At 67.9% G+C, this 19,942-nt stretch carries 16 protein-coding genes; 10 read left to right on the forward strand and 6 right to left on the reverse strand.

Features of this window, described 5'->3' with window-relative positions:
• The first annotated feature begins 71 nt into the window (after positions 1 to 71).
• The 4 genes from WKR98_RS06310 to WKR98_RS06325 all read left to right on the forward strand — a co-directional run bounded on the left by WKR98_RS06310 (position 72) and on the right by WKR98_RS06325 (position 5,562).
• Positions 72 to 2,090 (forward strand): metallophosphoesterase, encoded by a 2,019-nt coding sequence (locus WKR98_RS06310; protein WP_341432387.1) that lies wholly within the window; start codon positions 72 to 74, stop codon positions 2,088 to 2,090.
• A gap of 44 nt (positions 2,091 to 2,134) precedes the next feature.
• Positions 2,135 to 3,103: a Bug family tripartite tricarboxylate transporter substrate binding protein gene (locus WKR98_RS06315; protein WP_341432388.1), complete on the forward strand. Its 969-nt coding sequence runs from the start codon at positions 2,135 to 2,137 to the stop codon at positions 3,101 to 3,103.
• A gap of 214 nt (positions 3,104 to 3,317) precedes the next feature.
• The gene (locus tag WKR98_RS06320; protein WP_341432389.1) at positions 3,318 to 4,301 is read left to right on the forward strand and encodes a Bug family tripartite tricarboxylate transporter substrate binding protein; all 984 of its coding nucleotides are present in this window, start codon (positions 3,318 to 3,320) and stop codon (positions 4,299 to 4,301) included.
• Between the two features lie 22 nt (positions 4,302 to 4,323).
• The gene (locus tag WKR98_RS06325; protein ID WP_238160511.1) at positions 4,324 to 5,562 is read left to right on the forward strand and encodes a serine hydrolase domain-containing protein; all 1,239 of its coding nucleotides are present in this window, start codon (positions 4,324 to 4,326) and stop codon (positions 5,560 to 5,562) included.
• A gap of 63 nt (positions 5,563 to 5,625) precedes the next feature.
• On the opposite strand, the gene WKR98_RS06330 is transcribed toward WKR98_RS06325, so the two are convergent.
• Positions 5,626 to 7,182 carry an AMP-binding protein gene (locus tag WKR98_RS06330; RefSeq protein WP_124687337.1) on the reverse strand — a complete coding sequence of 519 codons (1,557 nt, stop codon included), beginning with the start codon at positions 7,180 to 7,182 and terminating at the stop codon, positions 5,626 to 5,628.
• Between the two features lie 203 nt (positions 7,183 to 7,385).
• On the opposite strand from WKR98_RS06330, the gene WKR98_RS06335 reads away from it, so the two are divergent.
• A complete protein-coding gene (locus WKR98_RS06335) occupies positions 7,386 to 8,348 on the forward strand; it encodes a Bug family tripartite tricarboxylate transporter substrate binding protein (RefSeq protein WP_161567651.1) in 963 nt (320 codons plus the stop codon).
• Between the two features lie 9 nt (positions 8,349 to 8,357).
• Here the strand turns inward: WKR98_RS06335 and WKR98_RS06340 are convergent, their stop codons facing one another.
• Positions 8,358 to 9,260, reverse strand: a complete 903-nt coding sequence (locus WKR98_RS06340) for a LysR family transcriptional regulator (RefSeq protein ID WP_124687339.1) — start codon at positions 9,258 to 9,260, stop codon at positions 8,358 to 8,360.
• Between the two features lie 90 nt (positions 9,261 to 9,350).
• Here WKR98_RS06340 and WKR98_RS06345 point away from each other — a divergent pair, with 90 nt between their 5' ends.
• The 5 genes from WKR98_RS06345 (at position 9,351) to WKR98_RS06365 (ending at position 15,710) form a co-directional block, all read left to right on the forward strand.
• The gene (locus WKR98_RS06345; protein WP_341432390.1) at positions 9,351 to 10,514 is read left to right on the forward strand and encodes an acyl-CoA dehydrogenase family protein; all 1,164 of its coding nucleotides are present in this window, start codon (positions 9,351 to 9,353) and stop codon (positions 10,512 to 10,514) included.
• A 14-nt stretch (positions 10,515 to 10,528) separates the two neighbouring features.
• Entirely contained in the window at positions 10,529 to 11,680 is a 1,152-nt protein-coding gene (locus WKR98_RS06350; RefSeq protein ID WP_341432391.1) for a CaiB/BaiF CoA transferase family protein, read from the forward strand.
• Positions 11,671 to 13,023, forward strand: coding sequence for an L-serine ammonia-lyase (locus WKR98_RS06355; RefSeq protein WP_124687342.1), 1,353 nt, complete (start codon positions 11,671 to 11,673; stop codon positions 13,021 to 13,023). The genes WKR98_RS06350 and WKR98_RS06355 overlap by 10 nt, the downstream gene beginning before the upstream one ends.
• Positions 13,024 to 13,131: 108 nt before the next feature.
• Positions 13,132 to 14,697, forward strand: a complete 1,566-nt coding sequence (locus WKR98_RS06360; protein ID WP_124687343.1) for a sulfatase family protein — start codon at positions 13,132 to 13,134, stop codon at positions 14,695 to 14,697.
• A gap of 35 nt (positions 14,698 to 14,732) precedes the next feature.
• A complete protein-coding gene (locus tag WKR98_RS06365; RefSeq protein ID WP_161567652.1) occupies positions 14,733 to 15,710 on the forward strand; it encodes a Bug family tripartite tricarboxylate transporter substrate binding protein in 978 nt (325 codons plus the stop codon).
• A gap of 13 nt (positions 15,711 to 15,723) precedes the next feature.
• Here WKR98_RS06365 and WKR98_RS06370 read toward each other — a convergent pair whose 3' ends face one another.
• From WKR98_RS06370 to WKR98_RS06385, 4 genes are all read right to left on the reverse strand, one after another.
• Entirely contained in the window at positions 15,724 to 16,629 is a 906-nt protein-coding gene (locus WKR98_RS06370; RefSeq protein WP_341432392.1) for a LysR family transcriptional regulator, read from the reverse strand.
• Positions 16,630 to 16,651: 22 nt separating this feature from the next.
• The gene (locus tag WKR98_RS06375) at positions 16,652 to 17,449 is read right to left on the reverse strand and encodes an exodeoxyribonuclease III (RefSeq protein WP_124687346.1); all 798 of its coding nucleotides are present in this window, start codon (positions 17,447 to 17,449) and stop codon (positions 16,652 to 16,654) included.
• Between the two features lie 72 nt (positions 17,450 to 17,521).
• Entirely contained in the window at positions 17,522 to 18,496 is a 975-nt protein-coding gene (locus WKR98_RS06380; RefSeq protein WP_124687347.1) for a Bug family tripartite tricarboxylate transporter substrate binding protein, read from the reverse strand.
• A gap of 20 nt (positions 18,497 to 18,516) precedes the next feature.
• Positions 18,517 to 19,710, reverse strand: coding sequence for a M24 family metallopeptidase (locus WKR98_RS06385; RefSeq protein ID WP_124687348.1), 1,194 nt, complete (start codon positions 19,708 to 19,710; stop codon positions 18,517 to 18,519).
• Between the last annotated feature and the right edge of the window lie 232 nt (positions 19,711 to 19,942).

Here is a 19,942-nt window from a genome sequence, read left to right on the forward strand (position 1 = left end):
AGAAAAATGAATTTTATTAATTCATGGCCTTGCTGGATACTGGCCCTTCGCTTTCATGGCCGACCCGCAACATGGCTTCTTCTCTCTTTCGCTTCGCCGTCATCGCCGACAGCCACGTCAATCCTTCGGAGCAGGACAACATCTCGCCGTTCGAGTCGCACCGGCTGACCAACGAGCGGCTGCGGCATACCGTGGCGATGCTGAACACGCTGGCGCCGGATTTCGTCGTGCACGTGGGGGACATGATCCATCCCGTGCCCGAAGCCGTCTCCTATCCGCAGGCGGTCCGGCAATTCCGCGACACCATGGCGGAACTGGCCTGCCCGGTCCACCTCGTGCCCGGCAACCACGACGTGGGCGACAAGCAGGCCGACTACGTCCCGGCGGGCGCCATCCGCCCCGAGTACGTGGAGCTGTACAGCCGGCACTTCGGGGAACATTTCTACGGCTTCGACCGCCAGGGCTGCCACTTCGCCGTCATCAACACCTCGCTGATCAACTCGGGACTGCCGCAGGAGCGCGAGCAGGCGGCCTGGCTGGAGGCGGACCTGGCGGCGCACGCCGGACAGCGCATCTTCCTGTTCATGCACTATCCGCCCTTCGTCGCCACCCGGGACGAACATGGGCACTACGACAACATCGACGAACCCGGACGCAGCTGGCTGCTGGACCTCGTCGCGCGGTACCAGGTGGCGGCGGCCTTCACCGGCCACGTGCACAACTTCTTCCTGAACCGCCACGGCGACACGAATTTCTACCTGATGCCGTCCACCGCCTTCGTGCGCGCCGACTATTCGGAAACGCTGCACGTGGGCCAGCCGCCCGAACACGAGAACGGCCGCAACGACGTCGCCAAGCTGGGCGTCATGGTGGTCGACGTCCACGAGGAAACGTTCGTGGCACGGTTCCTCCGCAGCTTCGGCGGCGGGCAGGGGCTGGCGGCCGCGCAGCGCGACTGGCCGCGCCTGCCTCCCTCGGCCGGCGAGCTGCCGGCGCCCGGCGTGGAGCTGCGCCATGGCTGGACCGTGCTGTACGACATTCCCTACAGCAGCATGCTGGACGAGTTCCGGCGCAAGCGGGCGCGCAACGACTACCCCATCCTGGCGCTGTGGGAGATGGGCGTGCGCCGGCTGCGGGTGCCCCTGGACGACCTGCTCGACGCGGCCTCGCGCGCGCGGATGGAAGCCGTGGCCGAGCAGGGCTGCCGCTTCGCGGTGTTCCACTTCGGCTGGCCCGACGAGGCCGCGCTCGATATCGTGCGCCAGCATCGCCACCTGCTGGACGGTCTGGAGCTGATCCTGAGGTGGCCGCCCGCGCCCGACCTGGAAGCGCGGCTGGCGGCGGCGGGGGAACGCGCGGGCGTACCGCTCGTCCTGTCGCGCTTCTGGAACGCCTCGGGCGAGTCGCGCGACGGCAAGCAGATCAAGCTGCTGGTGGACCACGGCTTCACGGTCGACGACGAATTGCCCGCCACCGCGCAGGTGGACGGCCTGGTCTTTCGCATCGCCCGCGACATCTGCGCGCGCGAGGGCATCGCGCGCGCGGCCGCCGCGGCCGAGGGCAGGGGCCTGCGCGCCCAGGTGCACGTGCGGCTGGCCGACGACAGCCCCGCGCAAGCGCAGTACGACGAATGGCGCAATACCTGCCGCGTGCTGGAGACGGCGCTGTGCAGCCACTTCCATCGCGGCCATCGCATCTTTCTCGACACCCTGGGCGACGTGGATCGCGGCTACTTCCCGCGTACCGGGCTGATCGACCGCCGGGGCAACCCGCGCCTGGCCGGCCAGGCGCTGCGCAACCTGAACGGCGCGTTGTCGGAGTTGCCGCCGGTGCGGACGCTGGATTGGCACGAGAGCGCCGACGGCGTGCTGGGCGTTGCCCGCGCGGGCGACGCGGTGCTGCTGCTGCCCTTGACGGCCGAGCCTGGCCGGGCCTGGCGGGAGGCGATACCGGATCTGGCGGACGGCTGCCAGGGATACCGCCTGGACCTCGGCACCGGCGCGCAGGCCACGGTGCCAGCGCAAGCCGGCGGTTCCTTTCATTGCGACGCCGGCGAGCCGGCCTTGTGGGTCCTGCGCCCGGTGCCCTGAGCGCGCCGCTGCACAGGATGTCTTGATTCACCAGGGAGAATGCCATGATGTCCCGATTGTCCTGTCTGAGCGCGATCGTCCTGCTGTCGGTCCTCCAGCCGGCGGCGGCTCAGCCTTATCCCGCGCGGCCCGTGAAGGCCGTCGTTCCCTTCCCCGCGGGCGGCGCCATCGACGTGGCGGCGCGGCTCGTCCTGGAAGGCGTGGCTGCTTCGCTGGGCCAGCCCATCGTGGTCGAGAACAAGCCCGGCGCATCGGGCAACATCGGCACGCAGCAGGTCGCCCGCGCGCCGGCCGACGGCTACACCCTGCTGCTGGGCGCCGCGGTGAACACCGCCGTCAGCCCCGTCATGTACACGAAGCTCGATTACAGCGTTGACAAGGACCTGACGCCGCTGGCCCAGTTCGGCAATGCCGCCAACCTGATCTACGTCCATCCTTCCTTCCCGGCCAGGACGCTGGCCGGCGTGCTGGAGGAGCTCAAGCGCCATCCCGGCAAGTACGCCTACGCGTCGCCCGGCAGCGGCACGACCGTCCACCTGACCATGGAGCTGCTGCGCGCGCGCGAGAACCTGGCCGTGCAGCACGTGCCGTTCAAGGGCAGCCCGGCCGCGATATCCGCCGTCGCCGGCGACCAGTTGAAGCTGGGGATAGACGCCGCGGGCCCCACGCTGCCTTTCGTGCAGGGCGAGCGCGTCGTCCCCGTGGCGGTGACGGCATCGAAACGGCTGGCGGTCCTGCCCGACGTGCCCACCTTCGCGGAAGCGGGCGTGAACGTTGCCCTGCCGTCGTCCTACCTGGGCTTCTACCTGCCCGCCGGCGTGCCGACGGGCATCGCCGAACGTCTGGCGGCGGAGGTCGAGAAGGCCCTGGCACGGCCCGAGGTGGCCGGCAAGCTGCGGCAGCTGGGCGTCGAGCCCGAGTTCCTGGGCCCCCAGGCCTTCGCCGCCCGGGTCAAGCAGGAGCGCGCGATGTGGGCTGAGGCCGTCAAGCTGTCCGGGGCGACCATAGACTGACGGGGCAATTCCCGTTCGTTATCGATCCCGACCATTCCGTTATCCAGGTCTCCACGCGTCCTCATTAAGGTTCCCCTCTCATCACAAGAGGGGAGAGGAGTGGCCAGGCATTTGATCCCGGCGCAGTATGCTGCGGGCCATGGCCATGCTTTCCAGGCGCTCCATGGCGGCTTCCAGGCCGCTGCGCGCTGAATGGCCTTCATCGGAGAAGAGTATGGAATGGTTAAGCAGCGATAGGCGCGGCTTCATGCGTCTGGCGGGGGCTGCGGCCCTGGCGACGGCCGCGGCGCCCGCGCGCGCGGCCTGGCCGGATCGGACGATCCGGGTCGTCGTCTCCTCGGCGCCTGGCGACGGGGTGGATCTGCGCACCCGCGAGTTCCTGGCGTCGCTGGCACCCGAACTGGGCAATCCCACCATGTTCGTGGACAACAAGCCGGGGGCGGGCGGGCAGATCGCGGCCCAGTCCCTGCTGGGTTCGCCGGCCGACGGCTACACCCTGTTCGTGGCCAACGCGGGCATGACCATCATCCCCAGCTATTTCCGCAAGCTGCCGTTCAATCCCCTCAACGATTTCGCGCCGGTGGCCGTCGGCGGCATCGCGCCGGTCGGCCTGGCCGTGCCTGTCTCGAATCCTGCCGGCAGCCTGAAGGAGTGGCTGGAGTGGGCGCGCAAGCAGCCGGGGCTGAACTACGGCTCGTCTTCCAACGGGACTGTGTCCAGCCTTTACGGCTTTCAGGTGAATGAGCAGTTCGGCCTGAAGGCCGCCAACATTCCCTACAAGAGCACGAGCCTGGCGCTGCTGGATGTGGCCCGAGGCCAGAACGACTTCATGATGCTCGACATCCTGGGGCTACGCGCCCTGACCGAGAAGGGCGACCTGAAGATCCTGGCGACGACGGGCACCGAGCGGTCCAAATACCTGCCGGACGTGCCCACGTTCAAGGAACTGGGGCACAAAGGCTTCGAGCGCACGGGCTGGACGGTCTACGTGGTGCGCAAGGGAACACCCGCCCCCATCGTTCAGGCGCTGGCGGACGCCATCAACAAGACCAATGGCTCGGCTCAGTGGGAACGCAAGCGCGAAGAGCTCTGGTCGGTCTGGAAGCCGCTGTCGATCTCCGAACTCGAACAGCAGTTCAAGACCGAGACGAAGGAATGGGGTGCCCTGGTCGCGCGGTCGGGTGTATACGGAAACTGAATCGGACGAACCTGTGAACGCCATGGAAGACCTGCAAAGCCAAGCCGCCGCCTACCGCGGCCATCCGCCTGTCGAGGTGATGACGGGCTATCCGCCACCTGCCGGCTCGCGCGTGACGCCCGAGAACTGGTTCAAGCTGCCCTATCTGCGCTGGAGCCTGATGAACCGTTCCCTGTCCGTGCCCACGGTGGATGTGTGGCGGGGCGCGGGCCCGGTATCCGCGCTGTCCGTCGGCCCGGCGCTGCCCGAGGACGTGAAAGTCACCGGCCTGGACGGCAAGCCGGCGCCGCTGCTGGACCACCTGCGCTCACTCGAGGTCGACGGCCTGCTCGTGATGCACGACGGCGCCATCGTATTCGAGCGCTACTTCCACGGCATGCGGCCGCAGATGCGGCACGGCACCGCGTCCGTCAGCAAGTCCTTCCTGGGCGTCGTGGCCGGCGTGCTGGCGCATCAGGGTGTACTGGATTTCAGCCGTCAGGCGTCATACTACGTGCCCGAGATGCGCGGCGCGGCCATGGGCGGAGCCACCCTGCAGCAGTTGCTGGACATGCAGGCCGGCATCGTGCGGCCAAGCCTGGACGGCCGCCCGGGCAACCTCGGGCCGCAGGACGGCGGCGTGTACGAGATCCTGGGCCTGCTGCCCCGGCGCCCGGCCGCTCCCGACAACTTCTACGATTTCGTGCTGCAGAAGCCCGCCTCGGGCGAGCACGGCCAGAAGCTCTATTACGACAACGGACCGCCCGAGGCCCTGGCCTGGACGATCCGCCGAGCGACCGGCAGGCCGATCGCCGAGTTGTTGTCCGAACTGGTCTATCAGCCGCTGGGGCCCGAACGCGACGCCTTCTATTCGGTGGATCCCACCGGCGCGGAGTTCACGGCGGGCGGCCTGGCCATGACGATGCGCGACATGGCCCGCTTCGGCGAACTGCTGCGCAATCAGGGAAGCTGGAATGGCAGACAGGTGGTGCCCCAGTCCTTCATCGACGACCTGCACCATGGCGGCAACCGCGCCTTTCATGCCGAAAGCCGCTTCGCCGCCGCCAATCCCGGCGGCGCCTACCGCAACTACTTCCACGTCGATGGCGGACGGTGGCAGGGCCTGTGCGCCCATGGCCGCTATGGACAGCGGATCTACGCCTCGACCAAGGCCAAACTGGTGGTGGCCCAGTTCGGCGCGGCGCCGGGCACGTCGCCGCACCCGTTCGAGGTGCCCATCGCGCGGCTGCATGCCGAGCTGGCGGATCTGTTGAACGGCTGAGTCCGCGCGGTTCGTCCGTGTAGTCCGGGCCGGGGCCGACATCATGCGTCCCCGGCCTTTCGTTCAGGCCACGCGCCTGGCCTGCCCGGCCCAGTAGCGTTCCTTCACCTCCTTGCGCGACAGCTTGCCGTTGCCGTTCTTGGGCAGCTCGGCCACGAAGTCCACCGAGCGTGGCTTCTTGAAGTCGGCCAGCAGGGCGGCGCAATGCCGGATCAGCGTGTCGGGGTCGGCCTGTCCGCCTTCCTTGAGCACGACCACGGCCTTGACCGCTTCGCCCCAGGTCTCGTCCGGCACGCCGATCACGCAGGTCTCGTACACCGCCGGGTGGCGGTACAGCGCGGCCTCGACCTCCGACGGATAGACGTTGAAGCCGCCGGAGATGATCATGTCCTTCTTGCGGTCGACGATGTACAGGTAGCCCAGCTCGTCCATGCGCGCGAGGTCGCCCGTATGCAGCCAGCCGCCCTCGAGCGCGGCGGCCGACAGCTCGGGCTCGCGCCAGTAGCCGGCGAAGACGTCGGGACCGCGGACCACGATCTCGCCGATCTCGCCCGGCGCGACTTCCCTGCCTTCGTCGTCGAACAGCCGCAGGTCGGATTCGCCGAACACGCGGCCGCAGGACGACAGCAATTCATCCCGGCCGTTCTCGATGGCGTCGCGGTGGTCCTGGATGCTCAGGGTCACCAGCCCGCCCGTGGTCTCGCCGGCGCCGTAGCCCTGCGACAGCACCGGGCCGAAGGCGCGCCAGGCCTCGCGTATGCGCGCGGGCGCGATGGGGGCCGAGCCGTAGGTCATGGTCTTGAGCGAGCCCAGGTCGTAGTTCTTCAGGCCAGGGTGGGCCAGCAGCATGTTGATCATCGTGGGCACGACGAAGGCATGGGTGACGCGGTACTTCTGCAGCGAATCCAGATAGACCTCGGGCGAGAAGCGCTCGTGCAGCAGCAGCGTGCCGCCCTGCGCCAGGAAAGGCTGCATGAACATGCCGCTGGCATGCGTGATGGGGCCGGCCAGCGCCAGCACGTCGCCGGGCTGCGCGCGCATGCGTCCCATGACGACCTTGCGGATGGAGGCCATGCGGTTGCCGGTGGTCTGCATGGCGGCCTTGAGCTTGCCGGTCGAGCCGGAGGTGAAATGCAGCACCGCCAGGTCGCCCGGCTCCAGTTCCACGTCGGGGCTGTGGGTGGGCTGGCTGGCAATGAAGTCCTCGTAGGGGCGGTAGCCCGGCGCCTCGGCGCCGAAGACGATGCGGTGCCGGATGGAGGGAATGCCGTCGGCGATGGCCGACAAGCGCTCCGCGTGGACCGGGCCAGCGATCAGTACCGCGGGTTCGGCGTTCGAGAGGGTGTCGCGCGCTTCTTCGTCGGACAGCCGGGCGTTCAGCGCGACCTTGACCAGGCCGGCCTTGTACAGGGCGCTCTCGATTTCGATCAGCTCGGGCTGGTTCCACGACTGGATGGCCACGCGTTCGCCCTTGGCCAGGCCCAGCGCCAGCAAGGCGTGGGCCAATTGGCTGGATCGCTGGTCCAGCTCGCGGTAGCTCAGGGGCTGGTCGCGGAAGATGACCGCCGGCCGGTTCGGCCAGTAGCGTGCGCTGCGGGTAAGAAAACGTCCAATGTTCATATGCGCCTCGAAGGTTGTCGAACGAAGCGGATACTAGAGAGCCGCGAGGGCCGCGCGATAAGCCAGGCGCGCGCGGCGATAACCCTGGGGAATCCCGGAATGGATAACGGCGTGGAATGGAGATCGGCGATTCAGGCATCCGGCGGCCGCTGCCGCGTAGCAAACTGCCGCACATCCATCGAAACGAGATCCAGGAGACGAACATGCGGATACTTGCCCGCTTCCGTGCATGGCTGGCCGTCCTGCTGTTGGGCGCCGGGGCCGCCCATGGCGCCTATCCGGACCATGCGGTCAGGCTCGTCGTGCCGTTCTCGGCCGGCGGGCAGTTCGACATCGTCGCGCGCCTGTTCGCCAAGTACGCGGGCGAACGGCTGGGCCAGCCCGTCGTCGTGGAGAACGTCGGGGGAGGCGGCGGCAACATCGGCGCGGCCAAGGTGGCCAATGCCGCGGCCGACGGCTACACCCTGCTTACGCTGGGCGGCAATCACACGATGGCCAAGGCGATATACGCGAATCCCGGCTTCGCGCTGGAGGATTTCGCGCCCATCGCGCTGATCAGCGCCTCGCCCCACGTCGTGCTGGCCAACGCGGCAGCGCCCTTCAAGACCATGCAGGAGATGGTGGCCTATGCCAAGCGCGCGCCTGGCAAGTTGAGCTATGGCAGCCCGGGGGTCGGCTCCTCCATGCACCTGACCTTCGAGATGATCAAGCACCGCTACGGGCTGGACATCGTCCACGTCCCGTACCGCGGCGGCGCGAACGCGCTGAGCGACCTGGCCGGCGGCCAGGTGCAACTGGGCATCGTCGCGATCGCGCCCGCCATGGAATTCATCAAGGCCGGGCGCATCCGGGCGCTGGCGGTTACCAGCGGGTCGCGCTCCGGCGTGTTGCCCGACGTGCCGGCCCTGGCCGAAATCGGATACCCGGAATTGGATGCCGCGAGCTGGATGGGCCTGGCCGCGCCCGCGCGCACGCCCGCCGCCGTCGTGGACCGCTGGAACGCGGTCGTGCTGGCGTTCCAGCGGGACCCCGCCGTGGCCGCGCAGCTCCAGGAGATGGGCTTTCGTTCCCGAGCCACGACGCCGCAGGAGTTCAAGGCCTATATCGATGCCGAAGCCAAGGCTTATACCGAGGTCGTGCGCCGCACCGGCATTCGCGCGGATTGATGCCGCCGCTCATGCGCCCGTGAGATCGCGGGCGTGTTGGTCGACGATCTCGATGAAGCGCTTGGCCAGGGGCGACTGGTAGGCGCCGCGGCGGGTGCAGATGCCGATGGTGCGCCGCCAGCGCGCCTGTTCGAGCGGAATGGACCGCAGCCCGCCGCCGCTGGGGCCCGCCGCGCGCTGGCCCACGACGGTCAGCAGATCGGTGGTGCGAACCACCGGCAGCAGCGTGGCCACGGTGGAACTCGATTCGATCACGACCTCGGGCGTGGGCAGGCCCGCCTCCAGAAAGCGCGCGTCGATCGCGCGCCGGGCCATGACCTTGTCGGTGGGCAGTATCCAGCCGTACTCGACCAGGTCGGCGAAGCGCAGCGAGCGCTTGTCGAACAGCGGATGCTGGTCGCGCGCCATCACCAGCAGGTCGTCCTCCATCAGCGGGTGCTGATCGAACTCCGGTTCCGGCGAAGCGGCGATGGCGCTGATGCACAGATCCAGCTCGCCCTGCCGGAGCGCGCCGAACAGCGCGTCGTTCAAGCCCGTCGTCATGTGGATGCGCGCGGCCGGGCGCTGCGTGATCAGGGCCGAACAGGCCGGCGCGCACAGCATCTGCACATAGGCCGGCGCCACGCCCACGCGCACCAGGCCGATCTTGCCCAGATGCAGGTCGCTGGCTTCCTTGATCGCGTCGTCCAGCCCCGTGCGCACGTGCCGGGCGCGTTCGAAGAAGGCCGCGCCCGCCGTCGTCAGCGCCATGCCCTTGGGGGTGCGCTCGAACAGCTGAATGCCCAGCTCCTTTTCCAGGCGTTGCAGACCCTTGGTCAGCGCGGGCTGGCTGTGGCCCAGCCTGGTCGAGGCCCGGCCCACGTGGCCGGTTTCGGCCACGGCCAGGAAATAGTTCAGGTCCTCCAGTCTCATGCGATTCTCGGGAGTTATCGGAATTGTCCTGTCGATAATCTTCTTCCCCCCTGCGCCTGTCAATAATCCTGGCAAAACCAGGAGAGCACGGTGGATGATTCCCAGGGCAAGACCGATATCGACGAACTGCGCGCCACGCTGCGGCGCTACCTGACGGAGGAACTGCTGCCCTTCGAGCGGGCGTCCGGATTCACCTACGAAGACAAGTTCAGCAAGGAGACCGTGCGCAAGGTCTGGCGGCGGTCGCGCGAACTGGGGCTGTACGGCCCGCAGCTGCCGCCCGAGCTGGGAGGCCGGGGCCTGTCGGTATCCGACCTGTGCCGGCTCAAGGACGATGTGGCTGCTTCGGGCGCCATCCTCTTCCCCCACGTGCTGGGAGACTGGGGCGGGCCCTCGCGCATCGGCAATCTGGTGCGCCACGCCACGCCCGAGCAGGTCGAACGCTACATCCTGCCCGTGGTGCGAGGCGAGAAGGGTTCGTGCTTCGCGATGACCGAGCCGCAGTCGGGTTCGGATGCCGCCAGCATCCGAACCCGGGCCGTCGTGGACGGCGACGACTACGTCATCACGGGCCACAAGCACTACATCAGCGCCTCGACTTTCGCGGACTTCGCCGTGACCATGTGCGTGACCGATCCGGACAAGGGTGCCGACGGGATCTCGGCCATTTTCGTCGACCTGGATAGCCCGGGCGTGTCATTAACCTACGACTGCCTGCCCATGACCGGCCAGCACGTCGATGCGGACATCGTGTTCGACGGCGTGCGCGTGCCGCGCGCCAACCTGATCGGCAAGGAAGGACAGGGATTCCGCATCGCCATGGACCGCGTCAGCGTCAACCGCCTGCTGCATTGCCCGACGATGATCGGCCTGGCGCGGCAGGCCTACCGGCTGGCCCTGGACTACGCCAAGACGCGCCAGCAGTTCGGCGGCCCCATCAGCCGCTTCCAGGCCATCCAGCACATGCTGGCCGACATGGCCACCGGCCTCTACGCTTGCGAAGGCATGGTCCAGGCCGCCGCCGCGCTGGCGGACAGCGGCAGGGAAGTACGGCGCGAGGCCTCCATGTGCAAGCTCTTCGTTTCCGAGACCTGCTTCCAGATCGCCGACAAGGCCATGCAGATCCACGGCAACGTCGGCGTGACGAAGAACCATCCGGTGGAATTCATCTTCCGCCGCCTGCGCCTGTACCGTATCGTGACCGGTACCAGCGAGATCCAGCGCAACACCATCGCCAAGTCCATACTGGCGTGATCGGGGAAACACGGATGTTCGCCTCCACATGCCTGAGCGGCCGCGTCGTGCTCGACCTGGGCCAACTGCACCCGGGGCCCCAGGCGGCCTTCACGCTGGGCCAGCTGGGCGCGACCGTGATCAAGGTGGAGCGTCCGGACGGCGGCGACGCGGCACGAGCCCTGGGGGCGGAAACCTTCGCCAAGTACAACCGCGGCAAGCTGTCCATCGCGCTCGACCTGAAACGTGCCGAGGACCGCGAGCTTCTGCTCGCACTGGCCAGCAGGAGCCACGCGCTGGTCGAGAACTTCCGCCCCGGCGTGATGGAGCGGCTGGGGCTGGGCTATGCGCGGTTGTCCGCGGCCAATCCCGCGCTGGTCATGTGTTCGATCTCGGGCTACGGGCAGGACGGACCCTACGCGGCCCGGCCCGGTCACGACATGAATTTCCTGGCCGGCGCGGGATATTGGGCGGTGCCGTCGCAGATCGACGACGTGGTGGCCCGCCCACGCGTGCGGCTGTCGGACTACTGCGGTTCGATGTATGCGGCGCTGGCCCTGGTCGTGGCCATGATGACCGCAAGGGAAAGCGGGCGCGGCGAACACCTGGACCTGTCGCTGCAGGATGCGATGACGGCCTGGACCGCGCCGGGCATCGACGCGCTGCGCCATACCGGCACCGACGTGGAGGGGCTGGACCACGTGATGCCCGACAATGACGTGTTCCGCACCGCCGACGGCCGCCATCTGGTCCTGGGCATCCTGGAGGACAAGTTCTGGCTGGCGCTGTCCGACGTGCTGGCGCCGCTGTGCCCGGGCCTGGACGCGGCGGAGTACCGCACGCGCCGGGGGCGACTGGCGAACAAGCGCGAACTGTCGTCGCGCCTCAAGGCCTTGATCGCCTCTCGCACGCTGGCGCAGTGGGCGGCGCTGCTGGATCCGGAGCTCATCCCGTGGACACCGGTTCCCCAGCCGCACGAATGGCTGGACGACGCGCACGTGCGCGCGCGGGGCATGGTGCAACGCCATCCAGACGGTGGGCTAGACTTGCGTTTCCCGGTCCGTTTTTCCGGACACTGGGCGCCCGCGTCCGGTACGGCTCCGGCGCTGGACCAGCACCGCGCCGGCATCCTGGCCTGGCTGGCCGGCGGCGCGATGCCCGGCAAGAAGGAATCTTCATGTTCCTGAGCGTGTTCGATCTCTACAAGATCGGAATCGGTCCTTCCAGTTCGCATACCGTTGGTCCGATGAAGGCGGCGGCTGCGTTCGCGCGAGGCCTGGCCGGCATTGCCGGCGACGTCGCGGGCGTGACCGTGGACCTGCACGGTTCACTGGCGCTGACCGGCCGTGGGCATGGCACCGACCGGGCCGTGCTGCTGGGCCTGGAAGGCAACGAGCCCGAATCGGTGGATACCGCCGCCATCGCCGGCACCCTGGCGCGCATCCGCGAGACCGGCCGGCTGCGGCTGGCCGGCGTGCGCGACATCCCCTTCCACGAAGTCGACCACCTGCGCTTTCACCGCAGGGCGCTGCCCTATCACCCCAACGGCATGCGTTTCGCCGCTCATGCGGCATCCGGCGCGACGCTGGCCGAGCGGACCTGCTATTCGGTAGGCGGCGGCTTCGTCGTCGACGAGGGCGGGGCCGTGGAGACGGACCGCGCCGCTCCCGCCCATCCCTTCCGCTGCGGCGCGGAACTGCTGGCCATGTGCGAGAGCTCGGGCCTGAGTGTGGCCGGCCTGGTCGCGCGCAATGAAGAGGCGTGGCGGTCCGCCGACGAACTTAGGCGTGGCCTCATGAACCTGTGGGAGGTCATGAAGAATTGTGTGGAACGGGGATGTCGCGCCCAGGGCGACCTGCCCGGGCCGCTGGGTCTGGCGCGCCGCGCCCCGGCGCTGCGCCGCCAGCTCGAATCGGAGCCCCTGGCGAGCGACGGCGTGGCGGCGCTCGACTGGCTGGGACTGTACGCCCTGGCGGTCTGCGAGGAAAACGCCGCGGGCGGACGCATGGTGACCGCGCCGACGAACGGCGCGGCCGGCATCCTTCCCGCGCTGCTGCACTACTACGTGCGCTTCGTGCCCGGCGCGAACGAGGACGGCGTGGCCGCCTTCCTGCTGACGGCGGCCGGGATAGGCATGCTCTACAAGCTGAACGCCTCCCTATCCGGTGCGGAGGTCGGCTGCCAGGGCGAAGTGGGCGTGGCCTGCTCGATGGGGGCGGCAGGCCTGGCGGCGGTGATGGGCGGTACGCCCCGGCAGGTCGAATACGCCGCCGAGATCGGCATGGAGCACAATCTGGGACTGACCTGCGACCCCATAGGCGGCCTGGTACAGGTGCCGTGCATCGAGCGCAACGCGATGGGAGCGGTCAAGGCGCTGAACGCCGCGCGCATGGCGCTCAGGACGGATGGCAGGCACCGGGTGTCGCTGGACGAGGTCATCAAGACCATGATGGACACAGGCGCCGATATGAAGGACAAGTACAAGGAGACCGCCAGGGGCGGTCTGGCGATCAACGTCGTGGCCTGTTAGGGGCCGCGCCGCCATTGCGTTTTCTTATATCCCCTTCGCGAGACGGTAGTACCCGCGTCCCGCCGCCGCGCTCTACAGTGCCCGCAGGCTTACGCTGCCGCAGGCACCATGAAACCCAACTTCCTCGTCTTCATCGTCGACCAACTGTGCGCCTCCCATCTGGGATGCTACGGCAATGACCGCATCGACACGTCCAACATCGATGCCCTGGCCCGCGCGGGCTGGCGCGCCGACGACTGCAACGTCGCCACGCCCATCTGCATGCCGAACCGGGCCAGCCTGCTGACGGGCCGGATGCCGTCGGTGCACGGCGTGCGCCACAACGGCATCCCGCTTTCGCTGGGCGCGCGCACCTTCGTCGACGCACTGCGCGAGGCAGGCTACATGACTTCGCTGATCGGGAAGTCGCACCTGCAGAACATGACGGCCAAGCCGCCCCTGCCGGCGCCGGGCGCACCGCGCTGGCCGCGGGATGCCGAGGCCGCCTTTCCCGGCGACTACCAGCAGGAATGCGTGGCCACCTGGCACGGGAACGACGAGGCCGCCGTGGCGACGCCGTTCTACGGTTTCGACCACGTGGAACTGGCCATCGAGCACGGCGACCAGGCCGAAGGGCACTACCGCCGGTGGCTGCGCGCCAACCATCCCGGGCTGGCGGACCGCGTGGGTCCCGGCCATGCCATCCCCGCGCCCGACTACGTGCTGGCCTCGGTCGGGCAGGCCTGGCGGTCCCGGCTACCCGAAGCCTGCCACCCCACGGCCTGGATCGCCGACCGGACCATCGAGCGTCTGCGGGCGGCCAAGGAGGCCGGGCGGCCTTTCTTCGCCTATTGTTCCTTTCCCGATCCGCACCACCCCTACACGCCGCCGGGGCGCTACTGGGACATGTACAAGCCGGAAGAGGTCGCGCTGCCCGCGTCCTTCCATTCCCAGGATCCGCCGCCCCACGTGCGCTGGCTGCGCGAGCAGCGCGACCGCGGCCAGGCGGTCAAGCACACCATGGCGTGCTTCGCCGCCACCGAACGCGAGGCCCGGGAAGCCATCGCGCTGGGCCAGGGATCGCTCAGCTTCATCGATGCCCAGATCGGCCGGGTGATGGCGCAGTTGCGCGCGCTGGGACTGGAGGACGACACCGTGGTGGTGTTCACCAGCGACCACGGCGAGTTCGCGGGGGACCACCAGTTGCTGTTCAAGGGCTCCTTGCATTACCGCAGCCTGATCCGCACGCCGCTGGTGTGGCGCGATCCCGCCGGGCAGGCGGGCGGGGTGCACGGCGGGCTGCTGTCCACCATCGACATCGCGCCCACGATACTGGAGCGTGCCGGCGTGCCGGCCTACAACGGCATCCAGGGCCGGTCGTTCCTGGCCGGCACGCAAGGGAGCGATGCGGCCGGCCGCGAGGCCGTGGTGATCGAAGAGGACGGCCAGCGGACGTACTTCGGCTTCGATGCGCCGGTGCGCATGCGCACGCTGCTGACGGCGGGACACCGGCTCAGCGTCTATCGCGGCGTCGAGTGGGGAGAACTGTACGACCGTGCCGAGGATCCGCACGAGACCCGCAACCTCTGGCACGATCCCGCCGCGGCGGCGTTGAAGGCCGGATTGATGGAAAGACTGGCGCGGGAAATGATGGACCTCATGGACACCCATCCCGCGCCGACCGCCGTGGCGTGAGCCGCGGGCTATTCACGACAAACATGGAAGAGACGATGCGAAGCAGACCGATAACCCTGGCGGCGCGGGCCATCGCGCTGGCGCTGGCCGCCTGCGCGGCCGGCGCGCAGGCCGAGACCTGGCCGGCCAAGCCGATACGCCTGATCGTGCCCGGTGCGCCGGGTACTCCCGCGGACACGGCCGCGCGCAGCCTGGCCGATGCCGCGGCCGACAAGCTCGGGCAGCCGATGGTGGTCGAGAATCGCGCCGGCGCGCAGGGCACCCTGGGCCTGGGCGCACTGATCAAGTCCGCTCCCGACGGCTACACCATAGGCATGGTCACGATGCAGCTGAGCGCGATACCGGCGCTGCGCAAGCAGGCGCCGTTCGACCTCGGCCGCGATATCGCCCCCATCGTGCAGATGACCACGGAAAGTCCCGTCTTCGTCGTGCGGCGCGACCTGCCGGTGCGCACGATGAAGGAGTTCGTGGCGTATGCCAAGGCTCACCCGGGAGACCTCACCTATGGCACGCCCGGCCCCGGCTCGCCCGCGCACCTGGGCGTGGAGCTGGTGGGGCGCTCGTTCGGCCTGCAACTCCGGCACGTGCCGTACAAGAGCATATCCATGGCGTTGACCGACGTGGCGGGCGGCCAGATCGACGCGGCGCTGGCCGGGTCCGCCGCGGCATTGACGGGGCTGGCCACGGGCCGCATCAAGGCCCTGGCGGTCGCCTCGCCGGTCCGGCTCAAGGCCCTGCCCGACGTGCCCACGCTGGCCGAAGCGGGCCTGCCCGACGTGGACATACGCGGGTGGGTCGGCCTGGTGGCGCCCGCGGGTACGCCGTCCGCCATCGTCGATCAGTTGAATGCCGCTTTCAACCAGGCGCTGGCGCGGCCCGAGGTACGGGAGCGGCTGCAGTCGGTGGGCGCGGAGGCGGCGGGCGGCACGCCGGCGCGATTCGGCGCGTTCATCGCCGCGGAAGCGGCTCGCTGGCGGGGCGTGATCGAAGCGGCGCACATCTCGGCCGATTGACGCGGTCCGCGCCTCAGGGCAGCGTCGCTTCCAGGCGCTCCCGCAGCAGCCGCGCGAGGATGGCCTCGGCCGCGATGATCGCGCCCGTCTTCATGACGCTGTCGTTCAGCGCCACGACCACCTGGCGCGTCAGGCGCGATTCGTCCAGCGGCGCATAGGCGAGTCCGGCATTTCCCGCGCGGCGCGCGGCCACCGATTCGGCCAGCAGGGTGGCGGCCGTGCCAGTGGCGCAGACGTCCAGCAGCGCTTTCGAGTCCTCGATGCCGCCCACGATGTCCAGCGCCACGCCACGCCTGGCCGCTTCCTCGCGCAGCATGCGATGGCTGGGCTGCATCGACGACAGGATCAGCGGGATGCCGGACAGCTGTTCCAGCCGGATCGGAGCAGGGTGAAGATCGACCAGCGGCCGGGGCCCGACCAGGCACAGGCGCTCTCGGTAGAGCAGGGTCGCGGGAGCGCACTTTTCATGCGCGGCATGGACCTGCATGGCGATGTCCAATTGCGAGGCGCGCAGCCGCTGGCGCAGCTCGTCGGAATACCCGACCACGATTTCCGGCGTGACCGCCGGCAGTTCCTGCTTGATGGCCAGGTACAGCGGCGTGGCGACTATGGGTGCCACGGATTTCAGGATGCCGATGGACACGCAGCCCTGGGCATGCCCCGCTTTCTCGCGCACCGCCGCACGGGCCGATTCCAGCTGCTTCACGATGGCCGCGGCTCGCGCGTACAGTTCCGTGCCGGCTTCGGTGACCGCGATGCCGCTGGGGCCGCGCACGAACAACTGCACCTCCAATTCCTGTTCCAGGTCCGCCAGCCGCTGGCTTAGCGCGGGCTGGGCCACGTGCAGCCGGCGCGAGGCCTCGGACAGGCTGCCGCCCTCGACCATGGCCATGAAATAGCGCAGGTGGCGGATGTCCATGGCGGCGCGCAGCGCGGCGGGGTCAGGCCAGCTTCCAGTCGTAGTCGACCGTCAGCGGCGCGTGATCGGAAAACCGCTCTTCCTTGTAGATGGCCGCCGCCTTCGCCGTGCCGGCGATGCCCGGCGTGGCGATCTGGTAGTCGATGCGCCACCCGACGTTCTTGGCCCAGGCCTGGCCCCGGTTGCTCCACCAGGTATAGGCCTCGCCGGTGGTCTCCGGATGCAGCCGGCGGTACACGTCCACCCAGCCGATCTCGTCGAACACCTTGGTCAGCCAGGCCCGTTCCTCGGGCAGGAAGCCGCTGTTCTTCTGGTTGCTCTTCCAGTTCTTCAGGTCGATTTCCTGGTGCGCGATGTTCCAGTCGCCGCAGATGACGAACTCGCGCCCGGTGTCGCGGTGTTCGGCCATCAGGCCCGTGAGCCAGGGCGCGAAGCGATCCAGGAAGCGGTACTTGGCCTGCTGGCGTTCGTCGCCGCTGCTGCCCGAGGGCAGGTAGGCGCTGACCACGGAAAGGCCGGGCCAGTCGATGCGCAGGATGCGGCCCTCGGCGTCGAACTCTTCCTTGTCGAAGCCGATGACGACCGATTCGCAGGCGCGTTTTACATAGGCGCCCACGCCGCTGTAGCCCTTTTTCTGCGCCGGGAAGAAATGGCCTTCGTAGCCCGGCGGATGGCGCATGTCGTCGGTCAGGTCGGCGTCCTGGGCCTTCAGTTCCTGCAGGCAGACGACGTCGGCGCCGGTGGCGCCCAGCCAGGGGAAGAAGCCTTTGCGGGAGGCCGAACGGATACCGTTGAGGTTGATGGAAACGATGCGCAGCAAGGCCGGCTCCTGGAAAAACGGATGACTGGCCGAATTCTACGCGTTCTGTCCGCCGTGCTGGCAGCTGTGCGTTCAGTCCACTCGCACGCCCGCGCGTTGGACCACCGCTCGCCACCGATCTTTTTCGCTCGAGACGAACGCCTGGAACGCTTGGGGTGTCATGGGACTGGCGACGAAACCGTGCGCCGTGAGCGCGTCGCGCACGTCGGGTAAGGAGAGAATGGCGACCGTGGCTGCATGCAAGCGATCGACGATGGCCGGTGGCGTTCCCGCCGGAGCGAACAGTCCTTGCCACGAAAGAACCTCGAAATCCGGCAGGCCGGCTTCGCGCATGGTCGGCACGCTGGCCAGTTTGGGGTCGCGGCCGCTGCCGGTGGTGGCGAGGAAGCGGAGCCTGCCGGTATCCAGGTAGGACACGACGTTCGAGGGAGAGGCGAAGACCGCGTCGATCTGCCCGCTCAGCAAGGCGGTAACCAATTCCGCCGTGCCCTTGTAGGCGACATGTAGCATGTCGGTACCCGTGTGCATGGCGAAGAGTTCGCCGGTCAGGTGCAGTGCGGTTCCGTTTCCGGATGATCCGTAAGTGAGCTTGCCGGGATGTGCGCGCAGGTGACCGATGAAGGTGGCGAGGGATGTCGCAGGAACGGCCGGGTTTACGACCAGCACCTGGGAACCAGTCACCAGCCGCGATATTGCAGCGAAGTCACGTACGGGATCGTAGGCGGGCTTGCTGTAGAGCGAATGGCTGATCGCGTGCGTGCCGGTTACGCCGAGCACCAGCGTATGGCCATCGGCCTGCGCGCGCGCTACTTGCAGGGAGCCGATGGTGCCGCCCGCCCCTGGCTTGTTTTCGACGATCACCGGTTGGCCCAGCCGTTCGGCCAGCTTGTCGGCCATGATCCGACCAAGCATGTCGGTCGCGCCGCCCGGCGGGAACGGAACGACCAGCTTGATGGGACGAGAAGGATAGCTTTGCGCGTGGGCGGCGACTGGCAGAACGAGGCTCGCGCAGAGCGCGGACGCGATGAGGCGGGAGACGAGGGGCATGGCGACTCCTGGAATGGGCGCTAGAGGATTTCGATGATGCCGCTTGGCGTGCGGTGCAGCCGCTCGACTGATCCGTCGGCGGCGATCAGGAAGTTGTCGCAAACCGTCGAAAAGCCGGCTGCATTGCGGCTGGAAGGGTGAATGGCAATGTTCATCCTGCAATCGATGGCCATCGTTTCGTCGTGGCGAATCAAGGGGCGTTCGACCATGTCGTAGCCCTGCCCGTGGCAGTGCAGCCGCCGTTCCTGCCCATGGCCATGGCGACGCATGTAATCGTTGTGCGCGGCGAAAATATCGCGCGGGTCGGCTCCCGGCCGCAATAGTTCCAACGTGTGGCGCTGGGCTGCGGACATTTCTTCATTCAGCCGGCGAAGGCTTGCCGGGGCCTTGCCGAGCACGAAGGTGCGAGCCAGTTCCGTGTACATGCCGCCTGGGCCGTTGTTCTCGATCAGCAGGGTAAGAACGTCGCCTGCCTTCATTGCCCGCCCCTGTTGGTGACGGGGCCGGAACACGGCGGCGCGGCCAGGCGGTGCCGACGAACCGAGGAAGACTCCCTGCTCGCTGCGTCCGAGATGCCCTATGTATTGCGCGTAGGCAGTGGCTTCGAAATCATGGAGACCGGGGCGCAGGTGGTCGCGGAGCGCCTCGACGATGCAGTCCTGCAGCACGGCGGTGGCCTTGATCATGCCGATTTCTTCGTCGCTTTTGATTGCCTTGATGCAATCGACGAGATCCGTCGCGTCGACGGTTTCCACTCCATGCAGCAATTGGGCGACATGGGTGCCGAAGCCCAGATACATCGCTGCCGGCGCGACGATGCCGACCCGGCGGCAATCCATATCGGCCAGTGCCCGAACGGCCAGTTCGGCATCGTAGTGACGGGTGTAGTGGACACTGGCATAGCTCGGCGTCTGCAGGATACGGCCTACGCCATACGCAAGCGCGCCACCCGTCTCGGCGCGAACGTCGCCGTCGAACGGGCCTTGTTCGATCAGGGCCATGCTTCCCCGGCGGGGAAAGGCCAGCGTCCGTGGATAGGCGTTGGTAGCGGGGGATCCAGTGAACCAGCGGACGTATCCCCCCAACCAGTCGTTGCTGTTCTGGACGAGCAGGGCATCGAGCCCGAGTTCGTCCATCTTTTCGCGGACGAGCGTCCAGCGGCGCTCCAGTTCATGAACGGAAACCGCACTGAGCGAAATGTCCTGGGGCGTCATGGCGAGGCATTCCTCTTCAGTATGCCGAAATCATCGATTTATTGGATGTTTTCAAGAAAAAATGTTGATCAAGCAACAAAAAAACTGAAAAAGTAGATTCGGGTAGCTGTGAAATTCCCTATTGGATCAATCAAAAAAACGAGTAATCGGAATTTTCATGCTTCATGGATTCACATAAATATTGAAAAGTTTTTGTTGATCCGTCAACATAAAAAAGAGCGTCGCGCGAACT

The sequence above is a fragment of the Pigmentiphaga sp. YJ18 genome (genome assembly GCF_038066655.1).
Taxonomy (GTDB): Bacteria; Pseudomonadota; Gammaproteobacteria; order Burkholderiales; family Burkholderiaceae_B; genus Pigmentiphaga.

What these genes read in the sequence shown, in the direction of transcription:
- WKR98_RS06310 (WP_341432387.1), top strand. Translation starts at nt 72, where the DNA reads ATGGCTTCTTCTCTCTTTCGCTTCGCCGTCATCGCCGACAGCCACGTC.
- WKR98_RS06315 (WP_341432388.1), top strand. Translation starts at nt 2,135, where the DNA reads ATGATGTCCCGATTGTCCTGTCTGAGCGCGATCGTCCTGCTGTCGGTC.
- WKR98_RS06320 (WP_341432389.1), top strand. Translation starts at nt 3,318, where the DNA reads ATGGAATGGTTAAGCAGCGATAGGCGCGGCTTCATGCGTCTGGCGGGG.
- WKR98_RS06325 (WP_238160511.1), top strand. Translation starts at nt 4,324, where the DNA reads ATGGAAGACCTGCAAAGCCAAGCCGCCGCCTACCGCGGCCATCCGCCT.
- WKR98_RS06330 (WP_124687337.1), bottom strand. Translation starts at nt 7,182, where the DNA reads ATGAACATTGGACGTTTTCTTACCCGCAGCGCACGCTACTGGCCGAAC.
- WKR98_RS06335 (WP_161567651.1), top strand. Translation starts at nt 7,386, where the DNA reads ATGCGGATACTTGCCCGCTTCCGTGCATGGCTGGCCGTCCTGCTGTTG.
- WKR98_RS06340 (WP_124687339.1), bottom strand. Translation starts at nt 9,260, where the DNA reads ATGAGACTGGAGGACCTGAACTATTTCCTGGCCGTGGCCGAAACCGGC.
- WKR98_RS06350 (WP_341432391.1), top strand. Translation starts at nt 10,529, where the DNA reads ATGTTCGCCTCCACATGCCTGAGCGGCCGCGTCGTGCTCGACCTGGGC.
- WKR98_RS06355 (WP_124687342.1), top strand. Translation starts at nt 11,671, where the DNA reads ATGTTCCTGAGCGTGTTCGATCTCTACAAGATCGGAATCGGTCCTTCC.
- WKR98_RS06360 (WP_124687343.1), top strand. Translation starts at nt 13,132, where the DNA reads ATGAAACCCAACTTCCTCGTCTTCATCGTCGACCAACTGTGCGCCTCC.
- WKR98_RS06365 (WP_161567652.1), top strand. Translation starts at nt 14,733, where the DNA reads ATGCGAAGCAGACCGATAACCCTGGCGGCGCGGGCCATCGCGCTGGCG.
- WKR98_RS06370 (WP_341432392.1), bottom strand. Translation starts at nt 16,629, where the DNA reads ATGGACATCCGCCACCTGCGCTATTTCATGGCCATGGTCGAGGGCGGC.
- WKR98_RS06380 (WP_124687347.1), bottom strand. Translation starts at nt 18,496, where the DNA reads ATGCCCCTCGTCTCCCGCCTCATCGCGTCCGCGCTCTGCGCGAGCCTC.
- WKR98_RS06385 (WP_124687348.1), bottom strand. Translation starts at nt 19,710, where the DNA reads ATGACGCCCCAGGACATTTCGCTCAGTGCGGTTTCCGTTCATGAACTG.